General features: G+C 60.9%; 15 protein-coding genes. 11 read left to right on the forward strand and 4 right to left on the reverse strand.

The window, feature by feature from the left end; genetic code table 11:
- Nucleotides 1-145: 145 nt before the first annotated feature.
- The gene (locus FBY03_RS04135; protein ID WP_147170934.1) at nucleotides 146-1,114 is read right to left on the reverse strand and encodes a polyprenyl synthetase family protein; all 969 of its coding nucleotides are present in this window, start codon (nucleotides 1,112-1,114) and stop codon (nucleotides 146-148) included.
- 245 nt (nucleotides 1,115-1,359) lie between these two features.
- On the opposite strand from FBY03_RS04135, the gene rplU reads away from it, so the two are divergent.
- The 5 genes from rplU (at nucleotide 1,360) to FBY03_RS04165 (ending at nucleotide 5,064) form a co-directional block, all read left to right on the forward strand.
- The gene (rplU, locus tag FBY03_RS04145) at nucleotides 1,360-1,671 is read left to right on the forward strand and encodes a 50S ribosomal protein L21 (protein ID WP_147170936.1); all 312 of its coding nucleotides are present in this window, start codon (nucleotides 1,360-1,362) and stop codon (nucleotides 1,669-1,671) included.
- 39 nt (nucleotides 1,672-1,710) lie between these two features.
- Nucleotides 1,711-1,968 (forward strand): 50S ribosomal protein L27, encoded by a 258-nt coding sequence (gene rpmA / locus FBY03_RS04150; protein ID WP_003228360.1) that lies wholly within the window; start codon nucleotides 1,711-1,713, stop codon nucleotides 1,966-1,968.
- A gap of 176 nt (nucleotides 1,969-2,144) precedes the next feature.
- Nucleotides 2,145-3,362: an Obg family GTPase CgtA gene (gene cgtA, locus FBY03_RS04155; protein ID WP_147170937.1), complete on the forward strand. Its 1,218-nt coding sequence runs from the start codon at nucleotides 2,145-2,147 to the stop codon at nucleotides 3,360-3,362.
- Nucleotides 3,363-3,439: 77 nt separating this feature from the next.
- Entirely contained in the window at nucleotides 3,440-4,558 is a 1,119-nt protein-coding gene (gene proB / locus FBY03_RS04160; RefSeq protein WP_147170938.1) for a glutamate 5-kinase, read from the forward strand.
- 29 nt (nucleotides 4,559-4,587) lie between these two features.
- Nucleotides 4,588-5,064: a CreA family protein gene (locus tag FBY03_RS04165; protein ID WP_147170939.1), complete on the forward strand. Its 477-nt coding sequence runs from the start codon at nucleotides 4,588-4,590 to the stop codon at nucleotides 5,062-5,064.
- 95 nt (nucleotides 5,065-5,159) lie between these two features.
- Here FBY03_RS04165 and rpsT read toward each other — a convergent pair whose 3' ends face one another.
- Nucleotides 5,160-5,438, reverse strand: coding sequence for a 30S ribosomal protein S20 (gene rpsT, locus FBY03_RS04170; protein ID WP_025164468.1), 279 nt, complete (start codon nucleotides 5,436-5,438; stop codon nucleotides 5,160-5,162).
- A gap of 201 nt (nucleotides 5,439-5,639) precedes the next feature.
- Between rpsT and murJ the strand changes: the two genes are divergently transcribed.
- Nucleotides 5,640-7,184: a murein biosynthesis integral membrane protein MurJ gene (murJ, locus tag FBY03_RS04175; protein WP_147170940.1), complete on the forward strand. Its 1,545-nt coding sequence runs from the start codon at nucleotides 5,640-5,642 to the stop codon at nucleotides 7,182-7,184.
- Nucleotides 7,185-7,245: 61 nt separating this feature from the next.
- Here the strand turns inward: murJ and FBY03_RS23175 are convergent, their stop codons facing one another.
- Entirely contained in the window at nucleotides 7,246-7,377 is a 132-nt protein-coding gene (locus tag FBY03_RS23175; protein WP_256677870.1) for a hypothetical protein, read from the reverse strand.
- Here FBY03_RS23175 and ribF point away from each other — a divergent pair.
- The 5 genes from ribF to ispH all read left to right on the forward strand — a co-directional run bounded on the left by ribF (nucleotide 7,345) and on the right by ispH (nucleotide 13,060).
- Nucleotides 7,345-8,211 carry a bifunctional riboflavin kinase/FAD synthetase gene (gene ribF / locus FBY03_RS04180; RefSeq protein ID WP_256677869.1) on the forward strand — a complete coding sequence of 289 codons (867 nt, stop codon included), beginning with the start codon at nucleotides 7,345-7,347 and terminating at the stop codon, nucleotides 8,209-8,211. The two genes, FBY03_RS23175 and ribF, sit on opposite strands and share 33 nt — an antisense overlap.
- A gap of 34 nt (nucleotides 8,212-8,245) precedes the next feature.
- Nucleotides 8,246-11,077 (forward strand): isoleucine--tRNA ligase, encoded by a 2,832-nt coding sequence (gene ileS / locus FBY03_RS04185; protein ID WP_147170942.1) that lies wholly within the window; start codon nucleotides 8,246-8,248, stop codon nucleotides 11,075-11,077.
- Nucleotides 11,070-11,576, forward strand: coding sequence for a signal peptidase II (gene lspA, locus FBY03_RS04190; RefSeq protein WP_147170943.1), 507 nt, complete (start codon nucleotides 11,070-11,072; stop codon nucleotides 11,574-11,576). The genes ileS and lspA overlap by 8 nt, the downstream gene beginning before the upstream one ends.
- Nucleotides 11,573-12,010 carry a peptidylprolyl isomerase gene (locus FBY03_RS04195; RefSeq protein ID WP_147170944.1) on the forward strand — a complete coding sequence of 146 codons (438 nt, stop codon included), beginning with the start codon at nucleotides 11,573-11,575 and terminating at the stop codon, nucleotides 12,008-12,010. The genes lspA and FBY03_RS04195 overlap by 4 nt, the downstream gene beginning before the upstream one ends.
- 105 nt (nucleotides 12,011-12,115) lie before the next feature.
- Nucleotides 12,116-13,060: a 4-hydroxy-3-methylbut-2-enyl diphosphate reductase gene (gene ispH, locus FBY03_RS04200; protein WP_147170945.1), complete on the forward strand. Its 945-nt coding sequence runs from the start codon at nucleotides 12,116-12,118 to the stop codon at nucleotides 13,058-13,060.
- A 198-nt stretch (nucleotides 13,061-13,258) separates the two neighbouring features.
- Here ispH and FBY03_RS04205 read toward each other — a convergent pair whose 3' ends face one another.
- On the reverse strand, nucleotides 13,259-13,714 hold the full coding sequence (locus FBY03_RS04205) for a type IV pilin protein (protein ID WP_147170946.1): 456 nt from the start codon (nucleotides 13,712-13,714) through the stop codon (nucleotides 13,259-13,261).

Here is a 13,714-nt window from a genome sequence, read left to right on the forward strand (position 1 = left end):
GTGACAGCAGGGTGCAGGGGCTGGTGTGTTTGGCGACTGCCAATTTACCTGCATCCCTGACTGTCAATCCTCTCTTCCCCGCGACAATGCGAAGAACCAATAAAAAGCCCGTCATCGAGACGGGCTATTTGTTGCACGCGGGTTGTCAGTGGGTGCGGGCGACGGCGAAGTGGCTCAGTTCGACCAGCGCATCGCGGTATTCGCTGGCGGGCAAGGCATCCAGGCAGGCGATGGCGCGTTCGGCGAAGTCGCGGGCCAGCTGTGCGGTGTAATTCAGGGCGCCGGCGGCTTCTACTGCGTTACGGATGTTTTCCAGGTTCTCGATGCCGCCTTTCTGGATCGCTTGGCGTACCAGCGCGGCTTGCTCGGCCGTGCCTTCACGCATGGTGTAGATCAGTGGCAGGGTCGGTTTGCCTTCGGCCAGGTCGTCGCCGACATTTTTGCCCAGGGTCGCTGCGTCGCCGCGGTAATCGAGCAGGTCATCAACCAGCTGGAAGGCCACGCCCAGGTGGTCGCCGAAGTTGCGCAGCGCTTCGGTCTGGTCGGCAGAGGCACCGGCCAGGGCGGCGGCGCTATGGGTCGAGGCCTCGAAGAGCATCGCAGTCTTGCCGCGGATGACCTCCATATAGGTCTCTTCGCTGGTGCTGGCGTCGCGGATCTTCGACAGCTGCAGGACTTCGCCTTCGGCGATGACCCGGGTGGCCCTGGAGAGGATTTTCATCACTGGCATGGAGCCGAGTTCGACCATCATCTCGAAGGAGCGCGAATAGAGGAAGTCGCCGACCAGCACGCTGGGTGCGTTGCCCCACTGGGCGTTGGCGGTCGAACGGCCGCGACGCATGTCGGACATGTCGACCACGTCGTCATGCAGCAGGGTAGCGGTGTGCAGGAATTCGATGGTGGCGGCGAGCAGACGTAGTTGCTCGTCGTCCCGGCCCAGCGCTTTGCCGCAGAGCAGGACCAGCAGCGGCCGCAGGCGTTTGCCGCCGGCCGAGATGATGTAGTCGCCGATTTTTTCCACCAAGGGCACGCGCGACACGAGTTGCTGGCGGATGATGCCGTCGACAGCGGTGAAATCGTCCGCCACCACGCGGTAGAAAGCCTGGGGTTGCATCAGCGACAAGTGCTCCTGAAAGGTTGCGCGGCATGCTAGGGGGCAGGGTAGGGGCTGTCAAGGTGAGTGCCCGGGGTGCTTGCGTGCGGCGGGTAGCTTGCGTACAATCGCGCACCCTGAACTTCCCCCTGGGCATTTCCCTGCCTTACGCAATTGCAAGGGCGTCCTTCCGGCCCCGAGCAGCCATGCCAGCCGATGACTATTCCTATAAAGCGCTGGGTGAGCAGGATTAACGGAGATATACCATGTACGCAGTGATTGTTACTGGTGGCAAGCAATACAAAGTCACCGAAGGCGAATTCCTTAAGGTTGAAAAGATCGAGCTCGCCACTGGCGAGGCCGTGACTTTTGACCGCGTGTTGCTGATCGGCAATGGCGACGACGTGCAAATCGGCGCGCCGGTTGTTGAGGGTGCAAAAGTTGTGGCTGAGGTTGTTGCACAAGGCCGTCACGACAAGGTCACCATCATCAAGTTCCGTCGTCGTAAGCACCACATGAAGCGTCAGGGCCACCGTCAGTGGTACACCGAGATCAAAATCACCGGTATTCAGGCCTGATTCGTTTCGGCCTAATCCCTTTATAGGAGTATTGAACTCATGGCACACAAAAAAGCTGGCGGTAGTACCCGCAACGGTCGCGACTCAGAAGCCAAACGCCTTGGCGTGAAGATGTATGGCGGCCAGGTTATCAAGGCAGGCAACATCATCGTGCGTCAGCGCGGTACCCAGTTCCACGCCGGTTACGGCGTAGGCATGGGTAAAGATCACACCCTCTTCGCGAAAATCGAAGGCGTGATCAAGTTTGAAGTAAAAGGCGCCTTCGGCCGCCGTTACGTGAGCGTCGTCGCGGCTTAATCGCGAGGCTGCTGGAGAAGCCCCGTCCTTGCGACGGGGCTTTTTTGTTTCTGTATTCTTGGGGTTCTTGCCAAACTGTCCTGGGTGTAGCGTTCTGTTAGGGCGCAGGTCAATTTTGCAAGAACCTGGTGTTTTACGTTTTAGATAACCCGTACTCGTTGCGGGAGGCGTACTCAATGAAATTCGTCGATGAAGTATCGATATTTGTAAAAGCGGGCGATGGCGGCAACGGCATGATGAGCTTCCGGCGTGAGAAGTTCATCGAGAAAGGCGGGCCCAATGGTGGCGATGGTGGCGATGGTGGCTCGGTGTATATCGAGGCGGCCGAGAACTTCAATACCCTGGTGGACTATCGCTATACCCGTCGTTTTCAGGCGCAGAATGGCGAGAAGGGCGGCAGCACCGATTGCACCGGGAGTAAGGGTGAAGACCTGATCCTGCCAGTGCCGATTGGTACGACGGTGATCGATTCGGCCACCCAGGAGGTGATCGGCGATCTGACCAGGGCCGGTCAGCGTTTGCTGGTTGCGCAGGGTGGCTGGCATGGTCTGGGTAATACCCGCTTCAAGTCCAGTACCAACCGCGCGCCGCGGCAGACTACGCCAGGCAAGCCGGGCGATTCGCGCGACCTCAAGCTGGAGCTCAAGGTGTTGGCGGATGTCGGCCTGCTCGGCTTGCCCAATGCCGGCAAGAGCACCTTTATCCGCTCGGTGTCGGCAGCCAAACCGAAAGTCGCCGATTATCCGTTTACCACGCTGATCCCGAACCTGGGCGTGGTGAGTGTCGAGCGCTACAAGAGTTTTGTGGTGGCCGATATCCCGGGTCTGATCGAGGGGGCTTCGGAGGGTGCGGGACTGGGTATTCGCTTCCTCAAGCACTTGTCGCGAACTCGCTTGCTCCTGCATCTGGTGGACATGGCGCCGCTGGACCTGACTGATCCGATAGAAGCGGCGGCGGTGATCGTCGATGAACTGACCAAGTTCAGCCCGGCGTTGGCCGAGCGTGATCGTTGGCTGGTACTGAACAAGGCCGATCAGCTGCTCGAAGAAGAGCATGAGGCGCGGGTCGCGGAAATCGTCGCGCGGCTCGAGTGGACGGGGCCGGTCTATGTGATCTCCGCCCTGGCTCGCGAGGGTACCGAGCGCTTGTGTCACGACATCATGCGTTATCTCGAAGAGCGGGCCATGAAGGTGGCCGAGAATCCGCAGTTTGCCGCGGAGTTGGCTGAGCTGGATCAGCGTATCGAAGATGAGGCGCGTGCTCGTTTGCAGGAGTTGGACGATCAGCGTGCGCTGCGTCGGGCCGGGGTCAAGAGTGTCGATGATGTCGACGAAGATGACTTCGATGACGAAGATGACGATGACGGTCCGGAAATCATTTATGTCCGGGATTAAGTAGAATTTCAACGCCGCTTAATAGCGGCGTTGTTGTAATAGGTGCAGAAGCGCTTTCTGGCTAAGGTTGGAAGATCATGCGTGACAAAATAACCGGTGCTCGGCGCTGGGTGGTGAAGATTGGCAGTGCGCTACTGACGGCCGATGGGCGGGGGTTGGATCGCGCGGCCATGGCGGTTTGGGTCAAGCAGATGGTGGCGCTGCGTGAACAGGGCGTCGAGCTGGTGCTGGTGTCCTCTGGGGCGGTGGCGGCCGGGATGAGTCGGCTGGGTTGGGTGGCGCGGCCCAGTGCGATGCACGAGCTACAGGCGGCGGCGGCCATAGGGCAGATGGTTCTGGTGCAGGCGTGGGAGTCGAGTTTTGCCGAGCATGGCCGGCACACGGCGCAAGTCCTGCTGACCCATGACGACCTGTCGGACCGCAAGCGCTACCTGAATGCGCGTAGCACGCTGCGCACCCTGGTCGAGCTGGATGTGATTCCGGTGATCAACGAGAACGACACGGTGGTCACCGATGAGATTCGCTTTGGGGACAACGATACCCTGGCGGCGCTGGTGGCTAACCTGGTCGAGGCCGATCTGTTGGTGATCCTGACGGATCGTGACGGCATGTATGACGCGGATCCGCGGCATAACCCCAATGCCCAGCTGATTTATGAGGCGCGCGCCGACGACTCGGCACTCGATGCGGTGGCCGGGAGCGTAGGTGGCGCGCTGGGGCGTGGGGGCATGCAGACCAAGCTGCGTGCAGCGCGTCTGGCGGCGCGCTCAGGGGCGCACACGGTGATTGTCGGCGGGGCTATCGAGCAGGTCTTGGCGCGGCTCAAGAGTGGCGAGCGCCTGGGTACCTTGCTGGCGCCGGAGCGCGGTCTGCTGGCGGCGCGCAAGCAGTGGTTGGCGGGACATCTGCAGACCCGTGGCACTTTGGTGCTGGACGCTGGGGCGGTCAAGGCCCTGGAGACTGGTCGCAAGAGCCTGCTGCCTGTGGGCGTCAAAGCGGTGCGGGGCAGTTTCCGGCGTGGCGAGATGGTGGTCTGCGTGGCTGCCGATGGTCGAGAGGTTGCGCGTGGTCTGGTCAATTACAGTGCGCTAGAGGCGCAGAAGATTATCGGTCAATCGTCGGATTCCATTGAGGCGTGCCTGGGTTATGTCGATGAGCCCGAGTTGGTACATCGCGATAACCTGATTCTGGTTTAGTTTGCCTCGGGGTCTAAAAGGAGTCTGTGATGCGGAAAGCTAAAGGATTGCGAGGGGCGCTGTTGGCGTTGCCGCTGCTGTTGCCGGTTATGGCGGTTGCCGAGGAGATCGGTGAGGTGTCCACGGTCTTCAAGTGGCTGGGGTCGAATGACAAGATCGTTATCGAGGCGTTTGACGACCCTAAGGTGGAGGGTGTGACCTGTTATCTGTCGCGCGCCAAGACGGGTGGGGTGAAAGGCAGTCTGGGTTTGGCCGAGGATCGCGCCGAGGCGTCGATTGCCTGTCGCCAGGTGGGGCCGGTGCGTTTCAAGGATGAGCTGGAAGATGGGGAGGAAGTGTTTCGCGAGCGCACATCGCTGGTGTTCAAGACCATGCAGGTGGTGCGGTTCTTCGATGAAAAGCGCAACACCTTGGTGTACCTGGTGTACAGCGATCGGATAATCGAGGGCAGTCCGCAGAATGCGGTAACTGCGATTCCGATTCTGCCCTGGCTGGATCGGCGTTGAATAAAAAGCCCGAATCCAATTCGGGCTTTTTTAGGGCAATAAAAAACCGACCATCAGGCCGGTTTTTTAAGAACTAACAGCGAATAACTGGCAGCTTAGGCAGCTGCAGCTTCACTGAGGGCCTTGATATGGCCGTTCAGGCGGCTCTTATGACGCGCTGCTTTGTTCTTGTGGATGATGCCTTTGTCGGCCATACGGTCGATTACCGGCACGGCCAGGGTGTAAGCGGTTTGCGCCTGCTCAAGTTCTTTGGCGTCGATAGCCTTGACTACGTTCTTGATGTAGGTGCGGACCATGGAGCGCAGGCTGGCGTTATGGCTACGACGCTTCTCAGCCTGTTTGGCGCGTTTTTTGGCAGAAGGTGTATTGGCCACCGTCAAACTCCTCGAAAACTGGGGGGGTTACAAACAAATAAGGCCGCGAATCATGCCGACGCGCTAGATAGATGTCAAGCCTATCGGCTCAGCGGCGATTACTACCTGCACTCAGTGGGCCATAAACGTAGTGGCCTTGCTTGCTCTACCCAGTATCCATGCCGGCCGGTAAACTCGGCGGCCTTTTCTAAGGGGTAGTACATGTCCGAGCGAACCGGTAAGGGCGGCTTGTTGCGTTCCAGTGCGGTGGTCAGTGTAATGACCCTGCTGTCACGCGTGCTGGGCATGGTACGCGATATGGTGGTAGCTGCCTATTTCGGCTCCAGTCCGGCAGCCGATGCATTCTTTATAGCCTTCAAGATTCCCAACTTCTTGCGCCGCTTGTTTGCCGAGGGGGCATTCGCCCAGGCGTTTGTTCCGGTGCTCTCGGAGTATCGTGCGCAGCGCAGTCTGGCCGAGGTCAAGCAGCTGGTCGACCGCACGGCGGGTTACCTTGGTTTGACCCTGACGGCGCTGACCGCGCTGGGTGTGGTCGCCTCACCGTACCTGATCATGCTGTTCGCGCCAGGCTTTCGTGATGAGCCGGCCAAGCTCGCACTGGCGGGCGAGTTGCTGCAAATCACCTTTCCTTATTTATTGCTGATCTCGCTCACGGCCTTCAGTGGCGGAATACTCAACGCCTATGGGCGTTTTGCCGTACCGTCGTTTACCCCGGTACTGCTCAACGTCTGCATGATCGGCGCGACGCTCTACCTGACGCCGTATTTCCAGCAGCCGATCATGGCCCTGGCCTGGGGTGTGCTGATCGCGGGCTTTGCCCAGCTGTTGTTTCAGTTGCCGTTTCTGGCGCGGATCAAGCTGCTGCCGACACCCAGGCTGCATCGCGATGAGGGCGTCAGGCGCATCATGCTGCTGATGGTGCCGGCGCTGTTCGGTGTGTCGGTCAGTCAGATCAACCTGTTGTTGGACACCGTGCTGGCGTCCTTCCTGCAAACCGGCAGCATCTCCTGGCTGTACTACGCCGACCGTCTGTCCGAGCTGCCCTTGGGTGCCTTTGGTATCGCGATAGGCACGGTGATTCTCCCGAGTCTGTCGCGGCTGCATGCCACCGATGACCCCAAGGCCTTCTCGGCAACCATCGACTGGGCGCTGCGCATGGTCTTGCTGGTTGGCGTGCCGGCGGCGCTGGCGCTGGCGATTCTCTCCGAGCCGCTGATCGCCAGCCTGTTCTATTACGGCGCGATGACCGAGCGCGATGTGCTGCAGTCGGCCAATGCGCTTGAAGCTTACTCGCTCGGTGTGCTGGCGTTCATGTTGATCAAGGTGCTGGCGCCGGCGTTTTTCGCCCGCCAGGACCTGAAAACCCCTGTGCGCATCGCGATCATCTGCATGGTGGCGAACATGCTGTTCAACCTGATCCTGATCTGGCCGTTGCAGCATGTTGGCCTGGCCTTGGCGACATCCTTGTCGTCGTTGCTGAACACCGGGCTGCTGTTTTGGGGGCTGTACAAAATTGGGGTGTACCGCCCGGCACCTGGCTGGTGGCTGTTCGCCCTACGCTTGCTGGGCGCCTGCGCGGCGATGATCGCGTTGGTCTGGTGGTTGAACGTACCCTCGGCCGAGTGGTTCGTCTGGGGTTGGCAGCAGCGCGTGTTGTGGCTGAGTCTGTTGGTCGGCGGCGGGTTGCTGGCCTATGCCGGTGCGCTGCTGGCGCTCGGTCTGCGCCTGCGTCATCTGCGCCATTGACCCAGCGTCGTGAGCCTTTGCGTCGGTCGCGCGCTTATGGCCTGTCGCCCGCCGCCGTTGTCTAGGTATAATCGGCCACTTTATGAGCAAGAAGCGCACTATGCAGCTGGTTCGAGGCCTTCATAATCTGCGGCCCCAGCATCGGGGCTGCGTCGCCACCATCGGCAATTTCGACGGCGTCCATCGTGGTCATCAGGCCATCATGGCGCGTTTGCGTGAGCGTGCGGGCGAGTTGGGCGTGCCCAGCTGTGTGGTGATCTTCGAACCGCAGCCGCGTGAGTTTTTTTCTCCGCAGACGGCGCCGGCACGCCTGACCCGTCTGCGTGACAAGCTGGCGTTATTGAGCGCCGAGGGGGTTGACCGGGTGCTTTGCCTGGCCTTCACTCGCCGCTTTCGCGAGTTGAGTGCCGCCGAGTTCGTGCAGAAGGTGTTGATCGACGGCCTGGCTGTGCGTCATCTGGAGGTTGGCGATGACTTCCGTTTCGGTTGCGACCGGGCGGGAGATTTCGCCTTTTTGTCGCAAGCCGGCGCACGTGAGGGCTTCTCGGTCGAGGCGGCGAAGACGGTCGTGCTCGATGGGGTGCGAGTCAGCAGTACGCGAGTGCGCGAGGCGCTTGCCAGTGGCGACTTCGCCTTGGCAGAGCATCTGCTCGGGCGGCCTTTCCAGATTGCCGGGCGGGTGCTGCATGGGCAGAAGCTCGGGCGTCAGTTGGATGCGCCGACGGCGAATGTCCAGCTCAAGCGCTGCCATGTGCCGTTGACCGGGGTGTACCTGGTCAGTACCGAGATAGATGGCCGGGTCTGGCCGGGCGTCGCCAATATAGGTGTACGGCCGACGGTGGCCGGTGATGGTAGCGCCCATCTCGAGGTGCACCTGTTGGATTTTGCCGGTGATTTGTATGGCCGGCGTTTGACGGTGGCGTTCCACCACAAGCTGCGTGATGAGCAGCGTTTCGCCTCACTCGAGGCACTGAAGACGGCAATCGCTGCCGATATTGCCGCCGCCCGTGCCCATTGGCGCACTTAACACACATAGTGCCAACCGCTTAGAAGAGCCTGAGATGACCGATTATAAAGCCACGCTAAACCTGCCTGATACCCAGTTTCCGATGAAGGCAGGCCTGCCGACCCGCGAGCCGCAAACGCTGCAGCGCTGGAACGAAATTGGCCTGTATCAGAAGCTGCGCGCGCAGGGCGAAGGCCGGCCGAAGTTCGTGCTGCACGATGGCCCGCCCTATGCCAACGGCAGTATTCACATCGGTCACGCGGTCAACAAGATCCTCAAGGACATCATCACCCGCTCGAAGACCCTGGCCGGCTTCGATGCGCCGTACGTACCGGGCTGGGATTGCCACGGTCTGCCGATTGAGCACAAGGTGGAAACCACCTTCGGCAAGAATCAGCCGGCCGATCAGACTCGCGAGCGCTGCCGCACCTATGCCGCCGAGCAGATCGAAGGGCAGAAGACCGACTTCATCCGTCTCGGTGTTCTGGGTGATTGGGATAACCCGTACAAGACCATGGACTTTGCCAACGAGGCCGGCGAGATCCGCGCCCTGGCCGAGATGGTCAAGCAGGGTTATGTGTTCAAGGGTCTGAAACCGGTCAACTGGTGTTTCGACTGCGGCTCGGCCCTGGCGGAGGCCGAGGTCGAGTATCAGGACAAGAAGTCCGAGGCCATCGATGTCGCGTTTGTCTGTGAAGACGCTGACAAGCTGGCCGCCGCCTTTGGCCTAAGCGCGCTGGCCAAACCCGCCAGCATCGTGATCTGGACCACCACGCCCTGGACCATTCCGGCCAACCAGGCGCTCAACGTGCATCCGGAATTCGACTATGCCCTGGTCGATACCGGCGACAAGCTGTTGCTGCTGGCCGAAGAACTGGTGGAAAACTGCCTGCAACGTTACGGCCTACAAGGTGAGGTGGTTGCCCGCGCCAAGGGCGAGGCGCTGGAGCTGATTCGTTTCCGCCACCCGTTCTACGAGCGTTTCGCGCCGGTCTACCTGGCGGACTATGTCGCGCTGGATGCCGGTACCGGTATCGTCCACTCGGCCCCGGCCTATGGCGAGGACGACTTCCATTCATGCAAGCGCTACGGCATGAGCAATGACGACATCCTCAGCCCGGTGCAGAGCCACGGCGTCTACGTCGAGTCGCTGCCGTTCTTCGGTGGCCAGTTCATCTGGAAGGCCAACCCGGCCATCGTTGCCAAACTGGATGAAGTGGGCAGCCTGCTCAAGCATGAAACCATCAGCCACAGCTACATGCACTGCTGGCGCCACAAGACTCCGCTGATCTACCGCGCCACTGCGCAGTGGTTCGTCGGCATGGACAAACAGCCCAATCACGGCGCCACCCTGCGTGAGCGCGCGATTGCCGGCATCGAGCAGACCGCGTTCGTTCCTGCCTGGGGCCAGGCACGCCTGCACAGCATGATCGCCGGGCGCCCGGACTGGTGCATCTCGCGCCAGCGCAACTGGGGCGTGCCGATCCCGTTCTTCCTGCACAAGGAAAGTGGCGAGCTGCATCCGCGCACCAGCGAGCTGATGGAGCAAGTCGCCCAGCGTGTCGAGCAGCAGGGCATCGAGGCCTGGTTCAAGCTGGACGCCACCGAACTGCTCGGTGACGAAGCCGCACAGTACGACAAGATCAGCGACACCCTGGACGTCTGGTTCGACTCCGGCACCACCCACTGGCACGTGCTGCGCGGTTCCCATGCGCTGGGTCACGCCAGCGGTCCGCGTGCCGACCTCTACCTGGAAGGCTCCGATCAGCATCGCGGCTGGTTCCATTCTTCCTTGCTGACCGGTTGCGCCATCGATGGTCACGCGCCGTACCGCGAGCTGCTGACCCACGGCTTCGTGGTGGACGAGAACGGCCGCAAGATGTCCAAGTCCCTGGGCAACGTGGTAGCGCCGCAGGAGGTCAACGACAGCCTGGGCGCCGACATTCTCCGTCTGTGGGTGTCGTCGACCGACTACTCCGGGGAGATGGCGGTTTCCAAGGTCATCCTGCAGCGCAGCGCCGATGCCTACCGACGCATCCGTAACACCGCGCGCTTCCTGCTTTCCAACCTCAGTGGCTTCGATCCGGCGCAGCACCTGCTGCCCGAGACCGAGATGCTGGCACTGGACCTCTGGGCGGTGGATCGCGCCCTGCTGCTGCAGCGCGAAATCGAGGACGCCTACGACAGTTATCGCTTCTGGAACGTCTACCAGAAGGTGCATAACTTCTGCGTGCAGGAGTTGGGTGGCTTCTACCTCGACATCATCAAGGACCGCCAGTACACCACCGCCGCCGATAGCGTGGCACGACGCTCCTGCCAGACCGCGCTGTTCCATATCTCCGAGGCGCTGGTGCGCTGGATCGCGCCGATCCTGGCCTTTACCGCCGATGAGCTGTGGCAGTACCTGCCGGGCGAGCGCAACGAGTCGGTGATGCTCAATGGCTGGTACCAAGGCCTGAGCGAGCTGCCGCAAGGCATCGAGCTGAGTCGTGAGTTCTGGGAGCGGGTCATGGCGGTCAAGGTCGCGGTGAACAAGGAGCTGGAAAACCTGCGTAAAGACAAGGCCATTGGCGGCAATCTGCAAGCCGAAGTGACCGTCTACGCCGAAGACGGCCTGATCGCCGATCTGGCCAAACTGGGCAACGAGCTGCGCTTCGTGCTGATTACCTCGACCGCCAGCCTCGCCCCGCTGAGCAGTGCGCCAGCCGACGCCGTGGCCACCGAAGTGGCCGGCCTCAAGCTGAAAGTGGTCAAGTCCACGCACGCCAAGTGCGCTCGCTGCTGGCACCACCGCGAAGACGTCGGTGTGAATCCAGCGCATGCGGAAATCTGCGGCCGCTGTGTGGATAACATCGAAGGCGCTGGCGAGGTGCGTCACTATGCCTAAGGTCAGCCGTTACGGGCGTCTGGCCTGGCTGTGGCTGAGTCTGCTGGTGTTTGTGGTCGATCAGGCGAGCAAGTTCTATTTCGACAGCAGTTTGAGCATGTACCAGCAGATAGTGATCATTCCCGATTACTTCAGCTGGACCTTGGCATACAACACCGGCGCGGCCTTCAGCTTTCTGGCGGGCGCCTCCGGCTGGCAGCGTTGGCTGTTCGCCGTGATCGCGGTTGCCGTCAGCGCCGTGCTGGTGGTGTGGCTGAAGCGTCTGAAGCCTGAGGAAACCTGGTTGGCTGCGGCCTTGGCCCTGGTGCTCGGTGGGGCCTTGGGCAACTTGGTCGACCGGGTGCTGCTCGGTCATGTGGTCGACTTTATTCTGCTGCACTGGCAGCACCGCTGGTACTTCCCCGCGTTCAACTTTGCGGATGCCGCAATTACCCTCGGTGCCATCCTCCTGGCACTGGATATGTTCAAAAGCAACAAGTCCGGAGAAGTCACCCCATGACTGATGTACGTATCGGCCCGGACAAGGAAGTCACCCTGCACTTTGCCATCAAGCTGGAAAACGGCGATGTGGTGGACAGCACCTTCGACAAGCAGCCCGCCACTTTCAAAGTGGGTGATGGCAATCTGCTCCCAGGCTTCGAAGCCACGCTGTTCGGTTTCAAAGCCGGCGATAAACGCACGGTGCAGGTGCTACCCGAGCAGGGTTTCGGCCAGCCCAATCCGCAGAACGTGCAGCATATGCCGCGTGCCCAGTTCAAGGACATGGAGCTCTCCGAAGGCTTGTTGGTGATCTTCAATGACGCCGCCAATACCGAGCTTCCGGGTGTGGTCAAAGCCTTCGACGATTCCCAGGTGACCATCGATTTCAACCACCCGTTGGCTGGCAAGGCGCTGAGCTTCGAGGTGGAGATCATCGCGGTCAAAGCACTCTAATGCTGTGCTCGTGGTCCGGATACGATCCGCGCCACGACAAGCCTGGGATCGTGTAAAGCTCTGGCGTTACACTGCCCGTTCAAGTTTCGCGTACCGAGAGTCACCATGCATATCAAACTCGCCAATCCCCGCGGCTTCTGCGCCGGCGTCGATCGCGCCATCGAAATCGTCAATCGCGCCCTGGAGGTCTTCGGTCCGCCAATTTATGTGCGCCATGAAGTGGTGCACAACAAGTTCGTGGTCGAGGATTTGCGCGCGCGCGGTGCGGTGTTCGTCGAAGAGCTGGATCAGGTGCCGGACGACGTCATCGTCATCTTCAGCGCCCATGGCGTGTCCCAGGCGGTGCGCAGCGAGGCGGAGCGACGTGGCCTGAAAGTCTTCGATGCCACCTGTCCGTTGGTGACCAAGGTGCATATGGAGGTGGTGCGTTACAGTTGCGAAGGTCGCGAGTGCATCCTGATCGGTCATGCCGGCCACCCGGAAGTGGAGGGCACCATGGGCCAGTACGATGCCAGCAACGGTGGCGCCATCTACCTGGTCGAAGACGAGGCCGATGTCGAACGTCTGCAGGTGCGCAACCCCGAAGCCCTGGCGTTCGTCACCCAGACCACCCTGTCGATGGATGACACCAGCAAGGTCATCGATGCATTACGCAGCAAGTACCCCGCTATCGGCGGCCCACGCAAAGACGACATCTGCTACGCCACACAGAATCGCCAGGATGCGGTCAAGCTGCTGGCGGCCGAGTGCGACGTACTGCTGGTGGTCGGCAGCCCGAACAGCTCCAACTCCAATCGCCTGCGCGAACTGGCCGAGCGCATGGGCACCCCGGCCTACCTGATCGATGGTGCCGAAGATCTGAAACGTGAGTGGTTCGATGGTGTTGCCGGCATCGGCATCACCGCCGGAGCCTCGGCCCCGGAAGTGCTGGTGCGTGGCGTTGTGAGCCAGCTGCAGGCGTGGGGTGCGACGGGGGAAAGCGAGTTGGCCGGGAGGCCGGAGAATGTCACCTTCTCCATGCCGAAAGAGTTGCGGGCGAAGCAGATATAAAAAGGGGCCGTTCAGCAAGGCGTTGGCTAAACGTGTTGCTGGACTGAACCGAAGGGCTTGATCCACCTGGGCCTAGAAACAGAAAACCCTCGGGAGATATTTTCTCCGAGGGTTTTCTGTTTCTAGGCCGCGCTAGACGACTTTAGCCGCTCGCTTTCAACACCTTAAGCGAGCGGCTAGGCCGTTCAACCCCTTTTTTCATAGCCCGCGACAGCTATTGTCCCATACGTTGACTGGAGGCGCTGCGCCAGTAGGGTTGGCCAAGTCGCCGGTGGCGCCTCTAGCGCCGGCGGAGGTCAGGGTCAGAGTCCCCCTGCCTGCCAGCCGTCCGGCCGCCACCGGAGTGGCGATCAGCAGGTAACCTGTGGCCGTAAGGTTCGCGGGGTCGGGGACGATGTTGAACTGCGCGGCACCGTCTACCGGGCTTTGGTCATAGCCGCTGGGCGCCAGGTCAGCGCCGTTATAGGTGTTGTTCTGTGAGCGGAAGCGCTCCATCACATTGGCCGCACCGACTAGCGTCGCTTTGGCATCCTCGCAGGTGGCTCGCCTGATGTAGCTCTGATAGTTGGGGATTGCGATGGCGGCCAATACGCCGATCAGAGCAATGACTATCATCAATTCAATCAGGGTAAAGCCGGTCACTCGCTTTTTCAT

This window comes from Pseudomonas sp. SJZ079, assembly GCF_007993865.1.
GTDB lineage: Bacteria > Pseudomonadota > Gammaproteobacteria > Pseudomonadales > Pseudomonadaceae > Aquipseudomonas.